Source organism: Kribbella pratensis, from assembly GCF_004365355.1.
In the GTDB taxonomy this organism is placed as follows: domain Bacteria; phylum Actinomycetota; class Actinomycetes; order Propionibacteriales; family Kribbellaceae; genus Kribbella.
On the sequence record NZ_SODP01000004.1, the window covers coordinates 243,689 to 262,534 of the forward strand.

16 protein-coding genes are annotated in these 18,846 nt (G+C 67.9%); 10 read left to right on the plus strand and 6 right to left on the minus strand.

Annotation, left to right across the window (positions count from 1 at the left end; translation table 11 throughout):
- Nucleotides 1–271 precede the first annotated feature (271 nt).
- Nucleotides 272–532 carry a hypothetical protein gene (locus EV653_RS35555; protein WP_134109918.1) on the minus strand — a complete coding sequence of 87 codons (261 nt, stop codon included), beginning with the start codon at nt 530–532 and terminating at the stop codon, nt 272–274.
- 258 nt (nt 533–790) lie between these two features.
- Between EV653_RS35555 and EV653_RS35560 the strand changes: the two genes are divergently transcribed.
- Both EV653_RS35560 and EV653_RS35565 read left to right on the plus strand, forming a co-directional pair.
- Nucleotides 791–1,321 carry a TetR/AcrR family transcriptional regulator gene (locus tag EV653_RS35560; protein ID WP_134109922.1) on the plus strand — a complete coding sequence of 177 codons (531 nt, stop codon included), beginning with the start codon at nt 791–793 and terminating at the stop codon, nt 1,319–1,321.
- A 12-nt stretch (nt 1,322–1,333) separates the two neighbouring features.
- Nucleotides 1,334–1,828, plus strand: coding sequence for a DUF2867 domain-containing protein (locus EV653_RS35565; RefSeq protein WP_134109926.1), 495 nt, complete (start codon nt 1,334–1,336; stop codon nt 1,826–1,828).
- Here EV653_RS35565 and EV653_RS35570 read toward each other — a convergent pair.
- Together EV653_RS35570 and EV653_RS35575 are read right to left on the minus strand one after the other, a co-directional pair.
- Nucleotides 1,785–3,611, minus strand: a complete 1,827-nt coding sequence (locus EV653_RS35570; protein WP_238160671.1) for an ABC transporter permease — start codon at nt 3,609–3,611, stop codon at nt 1,785–1,787. The genes EV653_RS35565 and EV653_RS35570 overlap by 44 nt on opposite strands.
- 70 nt (nt 3,612–3,681) lie before the next feature.
- Nucleotides 3,682–4,236 carry a TetR/AcrR family transcriptional regulator gene (locus EV653_RS35575; RefSeq protein ID WP_238160672.1) on the minus strand — a complete coding sequence of 185 codons (555 nt, stop codon included), beginning with the start codon at nt 4,234–4,236 and terminating at the stop codon, nt 3,682–3,684.
- 115 nt (nt 4,237–4,351) lie between these two features.
- Here EV653_RS35575 and EV653_RS35580 point away from each other — a divergent pair, with 115 nt between their 5' ends.
- The gene (locus tag EV653_RS35580) at nt 4,352–6,886 is read left to right on the plus strand and encodes a bifunctional FO biosynthesis protein CofGH (RefSeq protein ID WP_134110974.1); all 2,535 of its coding nucleotides are present in this window, start codon (nt 4,352–4,354) and stop codon (nt 6,884–6,886) included.
- Here EV653_RS35580 and EV653_RS35585 read toward each other — a convergent pair whose 3' ends face one another.
- Nucleotides 6,887–7,192, minus strand: coding sequence for a hypothetical protein (locus tag EV653_RS35585; RefSeq protein WP_134109934.1), 306 nt, complete (start codon nt 7,190–7,192; stop codon nt 6,887–6,889). It lies immediately after the preceding gene.
- A 148-nt stretch (nt 7,193–7,340) separates the two neighbouring features.
- Between EV653_RS35585 and EV653_RS35590 the strand changes: the two genes are divergently transcribed.
- A complete protein-coding gene (locus tag EV653_RS35590) occupies nt 7,341–9,242 on the plus strand; it encodes a sensor histidine kinase (RefSeq protein WP_134109938.1) in 1,902 nt (633 codons plus the stop codon).
- On the plus strand, nt 9,230–9,868 hold the full coding sequence (locus EV653_RS35595) for a response regulator transcription factor (RefSeq protein ID WP_134109941.1): 639 nt from the start codon (nt 9,230–9,232) through the stop codon (nt 9,866–9,868). Before EV653_RS35590 ends, EV653_RS35595 begins: the two co-directional genes overlap by 13 nt.
- A gap of 459 nt (nt 9,869–10,327) precedes the next feature.
- Here the strand turns inward: EV653_RS35595 and EV653_RS35600 are convergent, their stop codons facing one another.
- Together EV653_RS35600 and EV653_RS35605 are read right to left on the minus strand one after the other, a co-directional pair.
- Nucleotides 10,328–10,954 carry a hypothetical protein gene (locus tag EV653_RS35600; protein ID WP_134109944.1) on the minus strand — a complete coding sequence of 209 codons (627 nt, stop codon included), beginning with the start codon at nt 10,952–10,954 and terminating at the stop codon, nt 10,328–10,330.
- Nucleotides 10,947–12,869 carry an acyl-CoA dehydrogenase family protein gene (locus tag EV653_RS35605; RefSeq protein WP_134109949.1) on the minus strand — a complete coding sequence of 641 codons (1,923 nt, stop codon included), beginning with the start codon at nt 12,867–12,869 and terminating at the stop codon, nt 10,947–10,949. The genes EV653_RS35600 and EV653_RS35605 overlap by 8 nt, the downstream gene beginning before the upstream one ends.
- A gap of 99 nt (nt 12,870–12,968) precedes the next feature.
- Here EV653_RS35605 and EV653_RS35610 point away from each other — a divergent pair, with 99 nt between their 5' ends.
- The 5 genes from EV653_RS35610 to lanKC all read left to right on the plus strand — a co-directional run bounded on the left by EV653_RS35610 (nt 12,969) and on the right by lanKC (nt 18,845).
- Nucleotides 12,969–13,364 carry a TOBE domain-containing protein gene (locus tag EV653_RS35610; RefSeq protein WP_134109952.1) on the plus strand — a complete coding sequence of 132 codons (396 nt, stop codon included), beginning with the start codon at nt 12,969–12,971 and terminating at the stop codon, nt 13,362–13,364.
- Nucleotides 13,364–14,152 carry a molybdate ABC transporter substrate-binding protein gene (modA, locus tag EV653_RS35615; protein WP_134109955.1) on the plus strand — a complete coding sequence of 263 codons (789 nt, stop codon included), beginning with the start codon at nt 13,364–13,366 and terminating at the stop codon, nt 14,150–14,152. The genes EV653_RS35610 and modA overlap by 1 nt, the downstream gene beginning before the upstream one ends.
- A complete protein-coding gene (modB, locus tag EV653_RS35620; RefSeq protein ID WP_134109958.1) occupies nt 14,149–14,955 on the plus strand; it encodes a molybdate ABC transporter permease subunit in 807 nt (268 codons plus the stop codon). Before modA ends, modB begins: the two co-directional genes overlap by 4 nt.
- On the plus strand, nt 14,952–16,013 hold the full coding sequence (locus EV653_RS35625; protein WP_134109961.1) for an ABC transporter ATP-binding protein: 1,062 nt from the start codon (nt 14,952–14,954) through the stop codon (nt 16,011–16,013). The genes modB and EV653_RS35625 overlap by 4 nt, the downstream gene beginning before the upstream one ends.
- A 264-nt stretch (nt 16,014–16,277) precedes the next feature.
- Nucleotides 16,278–18,845: a class III lanthionine synthetase LanKC gene (gene lanKC, locus EV653_RS35630; RefSeq protein ID WP_134109964.1), complete on the plus strand. Its 2,568-nt coding sequence runs from the start codon at nt 16,278–16,280 to the stop codon at nt 18,843–18,845.
- The last annotated feature ends 1 nt before the right edge of the window (nt 18,846 follow it).

An 18,846-nucleotide genomic window follows, 5' to 3' on the forward strand; every position in this document is an offset into this window, starting at 1 on the left:
AGCTTGCCGATTCGCCGCCCCCAGACTCACCCGCCGGAGCTTGCCGATTCGCCGCCCCCAGACTCACCCGCCGGAGCTTGCCGGCAAGTGACGCAGCACCTCGTCTACGGCCGCGGCCGCTACCTCGGCGGCAGGCGGTAACACTCGCGGGGGACGACACACGTAGCGGTGGGCTTGAACAAGTTATTGCCTGTTCAAGCCCACCACTACGTGTGGCAGCCCTCGGTTGTACGAGGGATACGGGCGCCGGCTGACTCGGCCTACTTGCAGGTCATTGGGCGAGGATCGACTGCAGGGCCTTGGTGAGGGTTGTGCGGGTAGCGGCGGGGAGCCCGGAGGTGAGGGTTGTGCGGATGGCGGCGGGGAGCTCGGAGGTGAGGTCCTGGATCTGGTCGACGACCGCGTCGTGACACTGGTGGGCGAGGTCCTTGCCGGCGGCCGTGAGCTCGCCGGAGCTTGCCGGTTGCCGTCCCCGACTCCGCTCCCGGCCCGCACTCCCGTTGCCACACCCGACCCGCCCAACCCCGCCCAAACCCCGACCCGCCCAACCCCGCCCAAACCCCAACCCGCCCAACCCCGCCCAACCCCCCAACCCCGCCCGAACCCGAACCCGCCCGAACCCGAACCCGCCCCAACCCGAACCCGCCCGACCCGGCCCCGCCCGACCCGCCCCCTCCCCACCCGGACTCACGACCCCAGCCCCTGACCCGGCGGAGATCGCTTCTCCGGCGGGTCCTCGCCTTGGCTCTCGACTGGCGGACCATACCAAACCGTATGGTATGTTTTTGGGGTGGTTACGCGGACTGAGTGGTTGGATGCGGGGCTCGAGTTGTTGGCGACCGAGGGGGCGCCGGCGATCACGATCGAGCGGTTGACCGATCAGCTCGGGGTGACGAAGGGGTCCTACTACCACCACTTCGGGAGTGCCGGCGGTTTCAAGGCGGCGCTCATGGAGTACTTCGAGGCGCAGTACACGACCCGGCTGATCGACACGATCGACGCCGAGGACGCGAAGCCGCGGGCGAAGTTGGAGCACTTGTTGCGGTTGGTGCTGGCTGATCCGGATAGTGCGGCGTTGGAGATTGCCGTGCGGGCGTGGGCCTTGCAGGATCCCGAGGTGCGGGCCGCGCAGGAGCGGGTGGACGAGGCGCGGACGGCGTACCTGAAGGAGCTGTGTCGTGGGCTCGGCGCCGACGTTGATCCGGACCGGTACGCGCAGTTGCTGTATCTGATTCTCATCGGGGCCGAGCAGGTGTTGCCGCCGGTCGAACGCACCGATCTGCGCGAGATCTACAACCTCACTCTCCGCCTGATCGATTAGAGGGAGCGAACGATGCCGACCACCCTGCATGAGCTCGACGACCTGATCCCGGTCGCGGACGAGATCGACGTGAAGACGGCGAGCGGGGACGTGACGCTCCGGGAGTTCGTCGCGGGTGCGCTGGGCCACAGTCCGTTGTGGGTCAAGGGATTGTTCGCCATGAGGATCGCAGTCGCGGCCGTACTGCGTCTCAAGACAGTCGCGCCCGACTCGCGACGGATCCGCCCCGAGACCGTGAGCTTCACGCCCGGCGAGAAGAACGCGTTCTTCACGGTCCTGCGCGGTGAAGAGGACCACTACCTGCTGCTGAAGGTCTCCGACAACCACCTGATCGGCTACCTCGCATTCATCACCGACAACCAGCGGCCGGCCAAGTTCCAGGTCGTCACCCTCGTGCAGTACCTGCGACCGGCCGGGCGGTTCTACTACAACCTGATCCGCCCGTTCCACCACCTCGTCATGCTCAGCATGTGCGGAGCCGGCAAGACGTCGCACGCCAAGCGGTGAGCGCCGCCGCCGTACCGACCACGACCAACGCCGACGCGAAGATCAACCCGAGCAGCCGCCAAGGAATCGCCAACGCAGCAAGGCCATAGGGCCCCGCCGCGATCCCAGCCAGCGCGGCGGCCGCAACCAGAGCTCCGAGCAGTACGCCGACCACCACGACCGTCGCGGACTCCACCACCGCAATCGCAACGACCTGCCCACGCGTCAGCCCGGCCATCCGCCCCAACGTGAACTCACGCCGCCGATCAGCCGTCGACATCACGACTGCGTTGACCACCGCGACGGCCGTGAAGATCCCCGCCAACCCCATCAACGCAGCGAACAACCCCGAGTTGCTCCGCTGCTGCGCCTCGCCCCGCGCCTGCGCCCACTCCTCAACAGTCTGACCCACCATCGTCGTACCAGGGGCGAGCTTGACCAGCGTCTCGGTGCGCCCACCGGCAGGCAGCAGGCTCCGCGGGATGAAGAAGTTCTCGCTGACATCAAGCGTCTCCGGCATGATCGCGACAACCTTCACAGCGATCCGTCTGTTGCCAAGAGCAACTTTGAGCACCGACCCGAGCTTGTAACCCTCCACCGCCATCCCTGGCCCGATCGCGATCGTCCGCCCGGTCAACCGATCCAGCGAACCCTTCCGCGGCCGCAGCTTGTGCGTCTGCTGGTACGCCGCCGCGTCGATCCCGATCGCCTCGGAGTACACCGCATTCTTCCCCCGCGTGACAACGATCGGTACGGCGGTCTGCGCGGACGCGGCCACGATCCCCGGCCCCGGCGCAACCGCATGATCGACGACGACATCCGCCGTGATCAGGCGTTCCTGCTCCACCCCGACCGCCTTCGCCAGCGAGCCGAACGTCCCCCACAGCCCCACAACCAGTCCGACGAGCACGATCAACGGCGCCGCGGTCGCCGCGCTCCGCCGTACCGCGTGCAACACGCCGGCCCGCGCCAGGTCAGCGATCAAGTTGCCACGGACAACGATCGCGGGAAGACGACCGACAAGCGGTACGACGACCGGACTCAACTGGCTCAGCGCGACCGACCCGCTGATCATTACGACCAGCCCGATCATCAACCCGGCAACGAGATCCCGCGCCGCCTGTGCCGCGATCACCAGCACCACCGTGCCGAACGCAGCCGACAACCCCCAGAACCATCGCCACCCCGTCATCACCCGCCGTGCGGCCGACCCCTCCACGACCGCCTCGAGCGCACTGATCCGTGAAGCCCGCCAGGCCGCCGCGAGTACGCCGGCCAGCGCCGTACTCACGCCCACGATCATCGCCGCCCACACCGCACCCTGATCCCACGGCGCCGCGAACCAGCTCGGCAACATCCCCAACTGCACGAGCAGCCACGACTGCGCCCATGTAGCGACCACACCGAGAGGCAGCCCGACCACACTGCCCGCCAGCCCGAGCAGTCCAGCCTCGGTGACCACCATCAGACACAGATAGCCCCGCTGCGCCCCGACGAGCCGCAGCAGCCCGAACTCCCGCCGCCGCTGCACAGTCATGAAGCCGAACGTCGTACTGACGATGAACACGCTCAGGAAGACAGCCAGCATCACCGACATCCCCAGCAAGGTCGCGGCGCCGACGTACCCCTCCCGGACCTGGGCGCGCTGGTACACCGACAGCCCGGTCGGCAGCACGGGCCGATCCGTCGCAGCCAGCATCTGCAACCCGGACTGCACCAGCCCGACCCCTAATGCGACCGCAACCACCGCGCCGGCGAACAACTGCCACCTGGTCCGCAGCGCTCCCACAGACAACCTCAGCATGCGCCCAGCCAACCTGCTCCGACCGCAGCAGCACTCTGGCCTCAGCACCCGATCGCAGGTAGCCCGTGCGCTACCTCAGCACCTGCACCAGCGCAGCGACATCCTGCTGGTCGATCTCACGCGCACCTATCAGTGCCTGCATCAGCAACCCGTCCAGGGCAGCGACCAGCAAGGTCGCCTTCTGCGGATCCGCGGTGAACGTACGGGCGATCTCCGTCAACGGCTCCAACCACGCTCCAGCCGTTTCGCGGAGCTCCGGCCGCCGCGCGGCGTACAGATAGAGCTCGTACAGCGCGAGCGTCCGGCCACGCCGCCGTACGACGCTGTGCTCGATCAACCGCGCCAGCTCATCGGCCGGGCGCGCGCCGAGCTCGCTGCCCCGTCCGTGCAGTTCGACGGCGAGATCGTCGGCGGCCGATCGGAGGGCCGCGACGAGCAGATCGTCCAGCGTCGGGAAGTGGTAGGTGATCGAAGCGACCGACACATCGGCCGCGGCAGCCACCGCGCGATGGCTGACACCTGCGACTCCGTCGCGTTCGATGACGGTCAAGGTCGCGCGCAGCAACTCGCTCCGCCGCTGCTCACCGCGCAGCCGCCGACCGTCCGCAACCCTCCTGACCTGCACGAACAGCAAACTATCAGGACGTCTGTACGGATTGTTTTTGGTGCCCGGAATCGCGAGATCGACCGGTTTTCCCGTCTTAGGCTCGGATTTCGTGGCCAACGATTTGAGTACTGCGATGCGGCGCGCCTTGAAGCGTGCGGACGACGGCAAGACCCTCGACCCGGCGGAGGCGGAGGTGCTGCTCGGCGCGAGTGGCGACGCGCTGACCGCCCTGATGGCGACCGCGGCCCGCGTCCGCGACCAGGGCCTGGCCGACGCCGGCCGGCCCGGCGTCGTCACGTACTCGAAGAAGGTCTTCATCCCGCTCACCCGCCTCTGTCGGGACCGCTGCCACTACTGCACGTTCGCGACGACGCCGGGCCGGGTGCACGCGCCGTACCTCTCGCCGGACGAGGTGCTGGAGATCGCGCGGCAGGGCGCGGCCCTGGGCTGCAAGGAGGCGCTGTTCACGCTGGGCGATGCGCCCGAGGACCGGTGGGACGCAGCGAAGCAGTGGCTGGAGGAGGCTGGGTACGACAGCACGCTCGACTACGTACGGGCGATGGCGATCCGGGTCCTCGAGGAGACCGGCCTGCTGCCCCACCTGAACCCGGGCGTGATGTCGTGGCAGGACCTGCAGCGGTTGAAGCCGGTCGCGCCGAGCATGGGGATGATGCTCGAGACCACCTCGCGCCGGCTGTTCGAGGAGAAGGGCCAGCCGCACTTCGGGTCGCCGGACAAGGACCCCGCGATTCGGCTGCGGGTGCTGGAGGATGCCGGGCGGTCGAACGTGCCGTTCACGACCGGGCTGCTGATAGGGATCGGCGAGACACTGCCCGAGCGGGCGGACTCGATCTTCGCGCTGCGCAAGGTTGCCCGGCAGTACAACGGGATCCAGGAGGTCATCATCCAGGGGTTCCGGGTGAAGCCGGACACCGCGATGCGCAACGACGCCGACGTACCGCTGGACGAGTGGCTGGCCGCGATCGCGGTCACGCGGATCGTGCTCGGGCCGCGGGTACGGGTACAGGCGCCGCCGAACCTCGTCGACCTCGCCGAATGCCGTGCGCTGCTCGACGCCGGCGTGGACGACTTCGGTGGGGTCTCGCCGTTGACGCCTGACCACGTGAACCCGGAGCGTCCGTGGCCCCAGATCGACGACCTCGCCACGGTCACCGCCGACGCGGGATTCGTACTGCACGAGCGGCTGACGGCGCACCCGGAGTACCTGCGCGAACCGTGGTTGGACCCGCGCCTGATCTCCCACGTCGAGGCTCTGGTCGATCCCGCGACCGGTCTGGCGCGTGAAGAGGCAAAGCCCGTCGGCCTGCCGTGGCAGGAGCCGGACGGCGGCTGGGACAGCGTCGGGCGAACCGACCTCCACACGGCGATCGACACCGAGGGCCGTCGCACCGAAACCCGCTCGGACTTCGACGCCGCCTACGGCGACTGGGACGTACTACGAGAGGACGTCGCGGCGCGACGCGCGGCAGAAGCAGCGGCAACTGTCGGAACGACGGCCGGGGCGGCAACTGCCTCACCCGAGCGGATCTCCGCGGAAGTGAAGGCAGCGCTGGCCGCCGCTGAACGGGACCCGGCCGGGCTGTCCGACGCCCAGGCACTCACCCTGATGACGGTCACCGGACCGGCGCTCGACCAGCTTGCGCGGATCGCCGATGAGTTGCGGAAGGCAACGGTCGGGGACGACGTCACCTACGTGGTGAACCGGAACATCAACTTCACCAACGTCTGCTACACCGGCTGCCGGTTCTGTGCGTTCGCCCAGCGGCGCACCGACGCCGACGCCTACTCGCTGTCGATGGACGAGGTCGGCCAGCGCGCCGAGGAAGCCTGGGTCATCGGCGCCACCGAGGTCTGCATGCAGGGCGGTATCCACCCCGACCTCCCCGGTACGGCGTACGCCGACCTCGTCCGCGCGGTCAAGGATCGCGTTCCGCAGATGCACGTCCACGCGTACTCCCCGATGGAGATCGTGAACGGCTCGGTCCGCACCGGCCTGTCGATCGAGGAGTTCCTGATCTCGGTGAAGGAGGCCGGCCTGGACAGCATCCCGGGGACCGCGGCCGAGATCCTCGACGACGACGTCCGCTGGATCCTCACCAAGGGAAAGTTGCCCACGGCAAACTGGATCGAGGTGATCAGCACCGCGCACAAGGTTGGTCTGCCGTCCAGCTCGACGATGATGTACGGCCACGTCGACGCGCCGCACCACTGGGTCCAGCACCTGCGCACGATCGCCGCGGTCCAGGACCAGACCGGTGGTTTCACCGAGTTCGTCCTACTGCCGTTCATCCACCAGAACTCGCCGATCTACCTGGCGGGAGTCGCGCGCCCGGGTCCGACGTACGACGAGAACCGGGCGGTGCACGCGATGGCGCGGATCATGCTGCACGGGCGGATCGACAACATCCAGTGCTCGTGGGTGAAGCTCGGTGTCGACGGCTGTGTCGCCGTGCTGAACGGCGGCGTCAACGACATCGGCGGCACGCTCATGGAGGAGACCATCAGCCGGATGGCCGGCTCCAAGCACGGTAGCCGCAAGTCGATCGCCGAGCTCACCGCGATGGCGACCGCTGCCGGGCGACCGGCCCGGCAGCGCACCACGACGTACGGCGAGGTCCCGGCCCGCCCGTCGCTCGAACTGGCCTGATCACTGCACCGGGTCGAGGTCGACGGCATGCGTACGCCGCTTGGCCCCGACCCGGTGACCGATGGTGACGAGCAGGAACCCGACGGCATAGATCCCGGCGGTGACGCCGAGGTAGCCGAACGGCAAGGCGTCAGGGTCGGCCGGGAAGGCTTGGTGACTGTCGCCGACCCACGACCTCAGCAGGTAGAGCGTCTGGAATGTGAAGCAGTAGGCGAAGATCGCGATGTACGCGACGTACGCGGCGAGCCGGTTCCGCAGGAAGAATCCGAGCGGGAAGGCGAACAAGATGGTGGCGGCGGCAATCATGGGAAATCCCTTCTCGAGTAGCTGACTCCCCCACGGTCGCGTTCGCGGGCGGCGTACCGCATCGGTGCTGTCGCCGGACCTTGCCCGTGGACAGCCGCTACGTGCTGGCACTGGTGCGCAAGCGGCGGTCCGCGGTCATCATGTGGATGTGCTCCGGCGTCGGCGTCTGGTCGTCGCCGCGACGGTCTTGTTCGTCGCGGCCGCAGCCCTACGCGCGGCACTCGCCTACGGGCCGCCCTCGATCGGGCAGCCGGCCGACTGGCCGCTCACCAGCGCTCTGTTGCTGCCAGCGCTGCTGCTCGGTTGGCTGGTCGTAATACGGGCTCCGGCGAGTCCCATCGGACCGGCGCTGGCGCTGACCGCGACGATGCCTGCACTTGTCTTCACTGTCGAGGACTGGGGTATGACGGCACGGACCTCGACACCGTGGCCGGCGGCATCCGTAGTCGACAAAGTCGCGGTAGGGGCCTGGCCGTGGCTGTTCCTCGGCTTCGTCACGCTGGTCCTCCTGTTCCCGGACGGTCTACTGCCCGGCCGGCATTGGCGGTGGATCTGGGCTGCGATGCCGGTCTCGGCAGCTCTGGTGAACTTCGTCGTCGCCCGGGAAGACGCCGCGCGAACCGAGACCACGCCGGCACGGGCAGTCCTGATCGTCATCGCATTTGCGACGTTCCTGGCCAGCTTGCTCGCAGCCGCGTCCAGCCTGGTCGTGCGGTACCGACACGGCGATCAGCTCACCCGGCAGCGGCTGCGCTGGCTGATGGCTGCGGCCGTCGCGGTACCGATCCTGCTCGGCCTCAGCTGGCTGGCGAGCGCATTGGGTGCTCCCGGGACCTTGGCCTACACGTGGTTCCTGATCGCCATGCTCGTCCTCGTGCCAGGCGCGATCACGGTCGCGATCCTGCGGCACGACCTGTTCGACATCGATCGGCTGCTCGGCGCGACCGTCAGCTGGCTCGTGACGACTCTGATCTCCGCAGGCGTTTTCGCAGCCGTGGTTCTCGCGATCGGTGGGTTCTTCCCGGACCGGGTCGGCATCACTACCGCGGCCTTCGCGACCGCGCTGGTCCTGCTTCCCGTCTACCACTGGATCCATCGCACGGTCGGCCGAGTGGTCGATCCGGATCGCACGGTCGCGCTGGCCCGGATCCGCGACTTCGTACGGCGGGTGCGTGACGGCGAGGCGGAGCCGGAGCAGATCGAGGCCGTACTGCGCTCAGCGCTCGACGACCCCGGCCTGCGGGTCCTGCTGCGACGACCCGGGTCGGAACTCGAGCCGCCCGACGGCGCGATCCCGTTGCAGACCGGCGATTCCGTGGTCGGCGCGCTCGTCCTCGGTACGACGTCCGCGCGGCGAGTCCGGCGAGCACGGGAAGCCGTCGTCGAAGCCCGGCTGCCGATCGAGGTCAGTCGGCTGCAGCTCGAACTGCGTGAGGCGTTGACCGAGGTTCGGACCAGCCGCGCCCGGCTGATGGACGAGGTGAACGCCGAGCGGCATCGCCTGGAGCGCGATTTGCACGACGGCGCGCAGCAGCGGTTGATCGCGATCGGGATGCGGTTGCGATCCGTGCAGTACCAGCTCGAGCCCGGCGTACCGGCGTACCGCGAGCTGGATGAGGTCGTGGACACGCTCGAGGACACTGTCGCGGAGCTGCGGCGGATCGCGCATGGGGTTCGGCCGAGCCGGCTCGACGACGGTCTCGCGGTGGCGCTGCGTCACCTGGTCGCGGACAGTGCCCTGCCGGTCGATCTCGTCGTACCCGAACTGGACGTGGGCGAGAGCGCAGCGACAACGGTCTACTTCACTGTGGGTGAGGCGATCGCGAACGCATTGAAGCACGCGCGGGCGACCCGGATCTCGATCTCGGTCGGACTGACGGATCAGGTACTACGCGCGGTGGTGCGCGACGACGGCGTGGGTGGAGCCAAGGAAGGGTTCGGATTGACGTCATTGCGAGACCGGGTCGCCTCGGTCGGCGGGGAGTTCACCGTGGACAGCCCGCCCGGGGCCGGGACCTCGATCACGGTGGAGATCCCGTGCGCATCGTGATCGGCGAGGATTCCGCCTTGTTTCGTGAGGGTTTGAGCCGCCTGCTCACCGAGAACGGCCACGACGTCGTCGGTACGGCGGACGCGGCCGACGAGTTGGTCGACGTGGTTCGCGCGGCGGATCCCGATCTGGCCATCATCGACGTACGGATGCCGCCGACGATGACGGACGACGGCGCGCGGGCGGCCGTGATCCTGCGGGTGGAGTCGCCGGCGCGGCCGATCCTGATGCTGTCGCAGCACATCGAGACGCGTCACGTCGTCGGACTGGTCGGCACCGGCGGGTTCGGGTATCTGCTGAAGGATCGGGTCCTGCGCGTCGGGGACTTCCTCGACGCGATGCGCCGGGTAGTGGACGGCGGCTCCGCACTCGACCCGGCCATCGTCGCGGCGCTGGTGACGCCGACGCGTATCGACGATCCGGTTGCCGCCCTGTCAGCGCGGGAGCGTGAAGTGCTCGCGCTGGTGGCTGAAGGACGCTCGAACAGCGCGATCGCCGCGCACCTCGTGCTCGCCGAGCGGACGGTCGAGAGCCACATGCGCAGCATCTTCCAGAAGCTCCGCATCGACGAGGCGCCGGACACCCACCGCCGGGTGCTCGCCGTCCTCACTCAGCTGCGTCAGTGAGGATCTTGACAAGTGGTTAGTTGTTGCAGAAGGCAACATCTGCACGGAAAGTGAGGGAACTTTCACTGAGCGTCGCCTACTTCAAAGGCAATGCAAATGTTTGAACCGGATGATTCCCGGTACTAGCGGCCCCATGCCAACGTTGCCTTGTCGGCGACGGACGGGTCGCCGGCAACGGGTCCAGGTGGTTTCCCGACGAGCTCCCGTCCGCGACCGGACTGCACCTCCCCTGCCGGCCTCGGAATGAGCATCGGGCCCACCCTCCTTCGGGCCACTTGCCCTCTCGGGGCAACAGCAGGACGCCGGCCGTGCCGGTCGGGCGTTGGTCGCCAGTGAGGTGGCGACCAACGTCCGGCACGGTCGGCGTTTTTATGTGGAGACTTCCTCGCCGTACTGGTGCTGCTGGGGACCAGTACGGCGGGGAAGTTCCGTTTCCGGGGTCTGCCGGGTTCCGGTCTGCTAGTAGGGGTAGGTGTCGTCGCGCCGGGTCGGGTCCAGGTCCCACAGGGAGAACTCGACCACCTTGTGCGATTCCTCGCCGCCGCCGGGGATCAGCCCGAACGACTCGTACTCCTTCGAGCCGAGTCCGTCCAGGTAGCAGAGCAGCTCGAACGCCGACTGCGCGTCCTCGATGTCGTCGATCACTTCGTCGTTCTGCGCCTCGTCCGCGCGGCTCCGTACGTACTGCACGAAGGCCTCCGGGTCGGTCACCACGTAGTCGTAGCGCGCCTGATAGCTGAGCCGGACGCCGTCCTCCGGCAGCAGCGGCTCCCCCAGCTCCTCGAGATCGTCCAGACCACCGCCCTCGACGATCTCGCGGTAGTCCGCCGGGTCGTCGAAGTCGTCCGGTCCCAGCGGCAGGTCGTCCAGCTCGTCGGGGTCGTACGAGTCGATCCCGAGGAAGATGTCGCCCCAGCCACGTTCGTGCACCGCGTCCGCGAGCGCCCGGGCCTGGACCCGGACGTTCTCGATCGCGCCGGTGGCCCGCAGGTCGTGCAGGTCCAGAGCGTCGGCTTGCTCAAGCAGTACCCGGGCGAGTTCGCGGGCGGCCTCGGCAGCCGACGCGGGTTCGATCGACTCACTCATGCTGTGACGGTACAACCATCGGCACCTCCACTGCCGAGCCCGGTACTCCGAACGCGTCGACCAGCTCCACCGCGGCAGGCCGGACGGCCGCGCACAACTCGTTGACCAGCGCCGTGATCGCCTTCGACCGACCCGCCGACAGGCGCCCATGCTCGAGGTACCACGCGCGCTCCGCCTCGATCGTCGCCAGCGCATGCAGGTCGTACAGGTCGCGCAGCCGCTGTTTGATCTCCTCCGGGGCATCCCGCACCGCCGCCTGGAACGCTTCGAGGACGACCCGGTCGACATGCGCGCGCCCGGCCGCGATCACGTGGTCCTGGCACCGGTTGAACACGTCGAACGGCTCATCGCCCGCATCGATACCGGCCTTCAACCGCCGCGCGACGCCGGACAACATGTGCTCCTCGCGGAACCGCAGCAACCCCGAGTGGTACGCATCGTCGCGCAACCCCGCATCCGGATCCGCCGCATCACTCCGATTCGGTACGACGTCCCGCAGCCGCTCGATCACCGGTCGGAGCGCAGCCTTCTCGACCGCGATCTCGACCGCCTGCGCCGCGATGAACCGCGCCGTACCGAGTGGATCGAGCTTTCCGAACGACTCCCGGTAATCGGTCAGCAGACCCTTAGCTACCAACTGGAGGAGGACCGTGTTGTCGCCCTCGAACGTCGTGAACACATCGGTGTCCGCCTTCAACGTGGCCAACCGGTTCTCCGCCAGGTAACCGGCGCCGCCACACGCCTCGCGGCACATCTGGATCGTCTCGGTCGCATGCCACGTCCCGAGCGCCTTCGTGCCGGCCGCCTGCGCCTCCAACGCCCGTCGATCGTGCTCGTCGCGATCGTCGTTGAACACCCGCGCGAACTCCTCGACCAGCTCGGCCTGCGCGAAATGCAACGCATACGTCCGCGCGAGCAACGGCAACAACCGCCGCTGGTGCATCCGGTAGTCGAGGAGCACCGTTTCCTCGGCCTTACCCGGAGCGCCGAACTGACGCCGCTGATCGCCGTACCTGATTGCGATCGTCAGGGCGACCTTGCTCGCGTTGATCGCCGCGCCGCCGACCGACACGCGTCCTTGCACGAGGGTCCCGAGCATCGTGAAGAACCGTCGGTCCGGGTTCTCGATCGCGCTGGTGTAGTTGCCATCGGCATCGACTTGGGCATAGCGGTCCAGCAGCGCATCCCGCGGCACCCGTACCTGGTCGAACACGATCCGCCCGTTGTCGACGCCGTTCAGCCCGAGCTTCGGTCCGCAGTCCGACAACCTCACGCCCGGCAGCGGCGTACCGTCCTCGGCACGGATCGGCACCAGCAGGCAGTGAACACCATGACTCTCACCGCCGACGACAAGCTGCGCGAACACCGCCGCCATCCGCCCATGCCGCGCCGCGTTACCGATGTAATCCTTCCGTGCCTCGTTCGTCGGCGTATGAACGACGAACTCTCCCGTTGTTTCGTCGTACGTCGCCGTCGTGCCGAGCGCCTGAACGTTCGACCCGTGACCGGTCTCCGTCATGGCGAAGCAACCGAGCAACCGCCCGCTGACCGCATCCGCCAGATAACGCTCGTGGTGCTTCTCCGTCCCGAGATGCAGGATCGCGCCGGCGAACAGGCCGAACTGCACACCCGCCTTCACCATCAGCGAAAGGTCACCGAAGGCCAGCGTCTCGAAGCCCGCGATGAACCCGCCGAGATCACCCTCACCTCCGTACTCCTTCGGATACCCACGCGCCGGCAGCCCGTCCGCCGCCGACTCCAGCAACAACTCGAGCACCTTGTCCCGGTACTCGTCCCGCGGCAACCGCACCGCCAGATCCGCCAACTCACCGTGCGCGGCCAACCTGTCCCGCACAACGTCCCGCGCCGCCTTGTACGGCCCGTCCAAGTAGTCCCGCATCCCCGATGTGCTCATGTCCTTAACTTATGCGGATTGCCAACCGCGATCCGTCATCGGTTCGTAACTGTGGAGAACCTGGCACCAATCCGCAGGTGCGGCGGTATGGTGTCTGCTGTGCCGAACTTGCGGGTTAGTGAGGCGGCGGCCCTTTTGGGGGTCAGCGACGACACGGTTCGGCGCTGGATCGATCAGGGGCGGTTGCCGTCGAAGCAGGAGAGCGGCCGCATGGCCGTCGACGGGCAAGCGCTCGCCGCGTTCGCCCAGGAGCTGGCCGACTCCCCGGAGCCCGGCCACACCACCGCCGCCTCGGCGCGCAACCGGATGCGGGGGATCGTCACCCGGGTGCTGAAGGACGGCGTGATGGCCCAGGTCGAGATGCAGGCCGGGCCGTTCCGCGTCGTGTCGCTGATGAGTCGTGAGGCAGCGGACGAGCTCGGCCTGGAGCCTGGGGTGGTAGCCGTCGCGTCGATCAAGTCCACCCATGTCGTCGTCGAAATACCGGAGGCCTGATGTTCCGCCGTACCGCGCTCGCCGCCCTCGCCACAGTTGCCGCCCTCACCATGGCCGGCTGTGGCGACGACAGCCCGGCCGCGTCGTCCGCGCCTTCGAGCAGCTCGAGCAGCACGCCCACAGTGTCCGGCACCATCACCGTGTTCGCGGCCGCGTCGCTGACCGGCACGTTCACCCAGCTGGGCAAGGACTTCGAGGCCGCGCATCCCGGCACGAAGGTCACCTTCAACTTCGCCGGCAGTTCCGCGCTCGCCAAGCAGATCAACGAGGGCGCGCCCGCGGACGTCTTCGCCTCCGCGGCGCCGAAGAACATGGGCGACGTGAAGGACAAGGGCACGCCGACCAACTTCGTTAGCAACACCCTCGAGATCGCCGTACCGAAGGGCAACCCGGGCAAGATCACCGGCCTGAAGGACTTCGCCGACAAGAACAAGAAGATCGCGCTCTGCGCCGTACAGGTTCCGTGTGGTGCGGCGGCCGACAAGGTGTTCAAGGCGACCGGCATCACCGCGCAGCCCGACAGCCTCGAGCAGGACGTGAAGGCCGCGTTGACCAAGGTCGGTCTCGGTGAGGTCGACGCCGCGCTCGTCTACAAGACCGACGTACTGTCCGCCAAGGACAAGGTCGAGGGCATCGAGTTCCCTGAAGCGAGCAAGGCCGTGAACGAATACCCGATCGCCACGCTGACCAAGGCTCCGAACGCTGCCGGCGCCCAGGCGTTCGTCGACTACGTCCTGTCCGACAAGGGCAAGGCAGTCCTGAGCGCAGCCGGCTTCTCCGCACCGTGAGCCGCCGTGGCAGGAGCACGACCGGGCGACTGCCCCTCGTACTCCTGCTGCCTGCTCTGGTCGGACTGGCGTTCCTGCTCGTCCCTCTGATCAGTCTGCTCGTCAAAGCACCTTGGTCGACGCTGCCGGCGAAGCTGCACAGTGCTGACGTCTGGCAGGCGCTGAGGCTGTCTCTGGTGTGCGCTACGTCTGCGACTGCGCTATGTCTGGTGCTGGGTGTTCCGCTGGCGTGGTTGCTGGCTCGCGGCGGGCTGCCAGGGCGTAGCTTGATCCGCGCGCTCGTGACAGTGCCTCTAGTGCTGCCACCGGTGGTTGGCGGCGTCGCACTGTTGCTGGTGCTCGGGCGGCGCGGTCTGGTCGGTCAGTACCTGGACTCCTGGTTCGGGATCTCTTTGCCGTTCACAACTGCGGGTGTGATCGTGGCAGAGGCGTTCGTGGCGATGCCGTTCCTGGTGATCTCCGTGGAGGGCGCACTGCGTGCCGCCGACCCGCGGTACGAGGAAGCGGCCGCAACACTCGGCGCAGGCCGTTGGACGACGTTCCGCCGAGTGACGCTGCCGTCTATCGCGCCCGGGATCGTTGCAGGGACTGTGCTGTGCTGGGCGCGCGCACTGGGCGAGTTCGGCGCCACGATCACCTTTGCCGGCAACTTCCCGGGCCGTACGACGACTATGCCGCTGGCTGTCTACTTGGCATTGGAGACTGATCCGGATGTGGCCGTCGTACTGAGTCTCGTGCTGCTGTTGGTCTCTGTCGTCGTACTGGCGTCTCTGCGCGAGCGCTGGATCAGCGGGCTGCAATGACTCTGTACGCCGACCTGCATGTGACGCGTGGTTCGTTCACGCTGTCCGTCGACCTGACTGTGGAGCCAGGTGAGGTAGTCGCACTCCTCGGCCCCAACGGCGCCGGCAAAACCACTGCGCTCCGTGCGATCGCCGGACTGCTCGCGCTGGACGGCGGACGCATCGCACTGGACTCCTCTGTCTGGGATGAGCCGCCGCGCACCTTCCGTACGCCCGACCGGCGACCGATCGGCGTCGTCTTCCAGGACTACCTGCTCTTCAACCACATGAGCTGCCTGGAGAACGTTGCGTTCGGCCTCAGAGCCCGCGGCGTCGAGAAGCAGACCGCCCGAGCAGAAGCTGCCCGTTGGCTAGAGACCGTTGGACTGTCGGAGTACGCCGGTGCGCGGCCTCGCGCTCTATCCGGCGGCCAGGCCCAACGCGTGGCCCTGGCCCGTGCCCTGGCGACCGACCCCGAGCTGTTACTGCTCGACGAACCACTCGCCGCCCTGGACGCCAGCACCACACTCCACGTACGAGCCGAACTGGGCCAACATCTCCGCCGCTTCGAAGGCCGCACACTCCTCGTCACCCACGACCCGCTCGACGCCATGGTCCTAGCTGACCGCCTGGTCATCATCGAGAACGGCCAGGTAGTCCAAGAGGGCAAACCCACCGAGGTAGCCCACCGCCCCCGCACCAGCTACGTAGCCCAACTAGTGGGCCTGAACCTTTACCGAGGCACAGCAACCGGCACCACCGTCAAGCTGTCGGCCGGCGGCACCATCACCCTCGCCGAACCAGCCACCGGCCCGGTCCACGTCGCCTTCCCACCCACCGCGGTCAGCCTCTACCCCACCGCCCCCGCCGGCAGCCCCCGCAACACCTGGCCCGCAGTAGTAACAGGCATAGAACAACACGCCCACACAGTCCGAGTCCGCCTCAACGCCTCCCCCACCGGCCCAGCCGACCTCCTCGCCGACATCACCCCCGCCGCCGTAGCCGACCTCCACCTGGCCCCCGGCCAACCCCTCCAAGCCACCCTCAAAGCCACCGAGGTCCACACCTACCCGGTGTAAGAACGCCGACCTGCGAACGTGCGAAGGAGCTTCGCACGAGATAGCGCGCATCAGGTTACGGGTTGTGATGGCATCGGGACGGATTGACATGTTGTTACGGGCGGATTCACGCTCAGGGTGCGCAGTACGGTAACGAAGAGTGTTTAGTTACTCACTCGTAGTGTGTGGATTCTTCACACGAGAGTGATGACATCGTGCACTACGCCGAGCCCTAGGACGGCGCCCAAGATGTGCCGGGGCACCACGAAAGGGGGTCGGACAGTCATGCATGAGAGTTACGAGTTCTATTGCCTTGCGGATCGGCGGTTCTACGAGACGCCGGCCAATCGCGGTGCTCAGCATCCGGATTTCGCCATCGCCGGGCGGGCGGTGCCGGACGGGTGGCGGCATGTGCCGGGTGAGCAGTGGATGCACTACGCGCCCGACAATCTCCGGCTGCCCGCGCAGGGGTGGAAGATCCACGTGTCGGCGCGGTTGCAGGACGTGGAGCAGACGCTCGAGGCGGTGTGGGAGTACTGCGTCCCGCGCGGCATCGCGTTCAAGTTCCTGCGCAACGAAGCCGTCCTGGTGATGGTCAACTCGAAGGCTGCTCCCCGCGGGTCGAGCGGCAAGCTGGTGACGATCTACCCGGCCGACGACGCGCAGCTCGAGCTCGTGCTCGGGGAGCTCAACGAGATCCTCGCCGGCGTCGAAGGCCCTTATATCCTGAGCGATCTGCGCTACGCCGAAGGTCCGCTCTTCGTCCGGTACGGCGCATTCGTCAGCCGGCACTGCCTGTCCCCGTCAGGCGAACGGGTCCTCGCCATCGAAGATGCCCAGGGCAACCTTGTCCCGGACCACCGCGGCCCGACCTTCGTCACGCCGCCGTGGATCACGCTGCCGGACTTCCTGCAGCCACACCTGGACGCGCGCAACTCGGTCACCACGAACGACCTCGCGTACACGATCGACGGCGTCATCCAGTTCTCGAACGGCGGCGGCGTGTACGTCGGCCACCACAACGAGACCGGCGACCGCGTCGTGCTCAAGGAAGGTCGTCCGTACGCCGGGCTCGACATGGCCGGCCGGGACGCGGTCGCGCGGATCGCCCACGAGCGCGACATCCTCGAGCAACTCGACGGCCTCGACGCCGTACCGAAGACGCACGACTACCTGCAGCTGGGTGAGCATCACTTCCTCGTGCAGGAGCACATCGACTCGGTGTCGCTGCAACGCGAGCTCGTCCGGCGGTATCCGCTGACCCACCCGGATGCGACCGAGGCCGACAAGGCGGAGTACGCCGAATGGGCGGCCGCGATGATCGCCAAGGTCGGCGAGGCCGTGGGACAGCTTCACGAGCGCGGTGTCGTGTTCTGCGACCTGCATCCGGACAACCTGCTGCTCGACGCGAACGGCAAGCTGACGCTGATCGACTTCGAGGTCGCGACCAAGGCCGAGGACCAGGCCCGTTCCACGCTCGCCCACCCCGGGTACGCCGCTCCGCAGGACCGCCAAGGCGTCGACGTCGACCGGTACGCGCTCGCCTGCATCGCGCTCGGCATTTATGCGCCCCAGGCAACCATCTTGCTGAACCTCCATCCGGGCAAGGCGTTCCAGCTCGCCGACATGATCGCCGATACCTTCCCGGTGCCGCGGGCCACGCTCGACGAGGCGGTCAAGACCATCGTCGGCCCGGGCAAGACGCACGACCCGGCGATGGTCGACCTGGCGCTGCCCGGCGAGGCCGAGTGGACCGACGTACGCGACGCGCTCACCAAAGCCATCGTCGCCAGCGCGACGCCGGAACGCACCGACCGGCTGTTCCCCGGCGACATCGCACAGTTCCGCGACGGCGGCGGCATCGACCTCGCGACCGGTGCAGCCGGCGTGCTCTACGCGCTGAGCAAGACCGGCGCCCGGTTCCCGCAGTATGACGAATGGCTGCGCAAGCGAGCCGTCGACACCGAGACCGGCCCGGGCCTGTACGACGGCCTCCACGGTGTCGCGCATGTGCTCGAGGACCTCGGCTACCGGCAGGACGCGCTCGACCTGGTCGACCGTACGCTCGCCGACGACTGGAGCTCCCGCGAGCTCGGACTGCACTCCGGCCTCGCCGGCATCGGTCTGAACCTCCTGTACTTCGACACCGAGCCGACGCTCCGCGCCAAGGCCGTCCGCGTCCTCGATCTGGTCGCCGATCGGCTGCAGGTCGAAGTACCGGAGATCAGCGGCGGCCAGCACGCGCGCGCCGGGCTGATGTACGGATCGTCCGGACCGGCGCTGCTGTTCCTCAATGCGTTCGAGCAGCTCGGCGACACCGGTCTGCTCGACCTCGCCGAGATCGCGATCCGGCAGGACCTCAAGAGGACCGTGCTCACCGACGACGGGATGCGCCAGGTCAATCAGGGCTGGCGGACCCTGCCGTACCTCGAAGAAGGCTCGGCCGGCGTCGCACTGGTCCTCGAGCGGTACCTGCGCCATCGGCCGTCCGAAGAGCTCGCTCTCGCTCTCAAGGAGCTGAAGCGGGTCACGCACTGCGACTACTACGTCCAGCCCGGCCTGTTCATGGGTCGCGCCGGCTTGCTCCTCACCGCCGCTGCACTCGGCGAGGACCAGGCGACGGTCGACGACCTCGTGCACGGTCTCGGCTGGCACGCGATGCCGTTCGAGGGCGGCCTTGCGTACCCGGGCAACCAGCTGCTCCGTCTCTCGATGGACCTGGCGACCGGATCGGCCGGCGTCCTGCTGGCCCTGGGTGCGGCACTGCACGATGCGCCGGTCGCCCTCCCGTTCCTCGGACCTCCCCAGTGGTCCGAGTCCATGTCCCGACGATCTGCACCGAAGGAGGTGTAAA

Bases quoted from the DNA above. Each gene is read 5' to 3' on its own strand.
- EV653_RS35570 (WP_238160671.1), bottom strand. From the start codon at position 3,611: ATGCTGAGGTTGTCTGTGGGAGCGCTGCGGACCAGGTGGCAGTTGTTC.
- EV653_RS35600 (WP_134109944.1), bottom strand. From the start codon at position 10,954: ATGAGTGAGTCGATCGAACCCGCGTCGGCTGCCGAGGCCGCCCGCGAA.
- EV653_RS35585 (WP_134109934.1), bottom strand. From the start codon at position 7,192: ATGATTGCCGCCGCCACCATCTTGTTCGCCTTCCCGCTCGGATTCTTC.
- lanKC (WP_134109964.1), top strand. From the start codon at position 16,278: ATGCATGAGAGTTACGAGTTCTATTGCCTTGCGGATCGGCGGTTCTAC.
- EV653_RS35625 (WP_134109961.1), top strand. From the start codon at position 14,952: ATGACTCTGTACGCCGACCTGCATGTGACGCGTGGTTCGTTCACGCTG.
- modA (WP_134109955.1), top strand. From the start codon at position 13,364: ATGTTCCGCCGTACCGCGCTCGCCGCCCTCGCCACAGTTGCCGCCCTC.
- EV653_RS35605 (WP_134109949.1), bottom strand. From the start codon at position 12,869: ATGAGCACATCGGGGATGCGGGACTACTTGGACGGGCCGTACAAGGCG.
- EV653_RS35580 (WP_134110974.1), top strand. From the start codon at position 4,352: ATGCGGCGCGCCTTGAAGCGTGCGGACGACGGCAAGACCCTCGACCCG.
- EV653_RS35565 (WP_134109926.1), top strand. From the start codon at position 1,334: ATGCCGACCACCCTGCATGAGCTCGACGACCTGATCCCGGTCGCGGAC.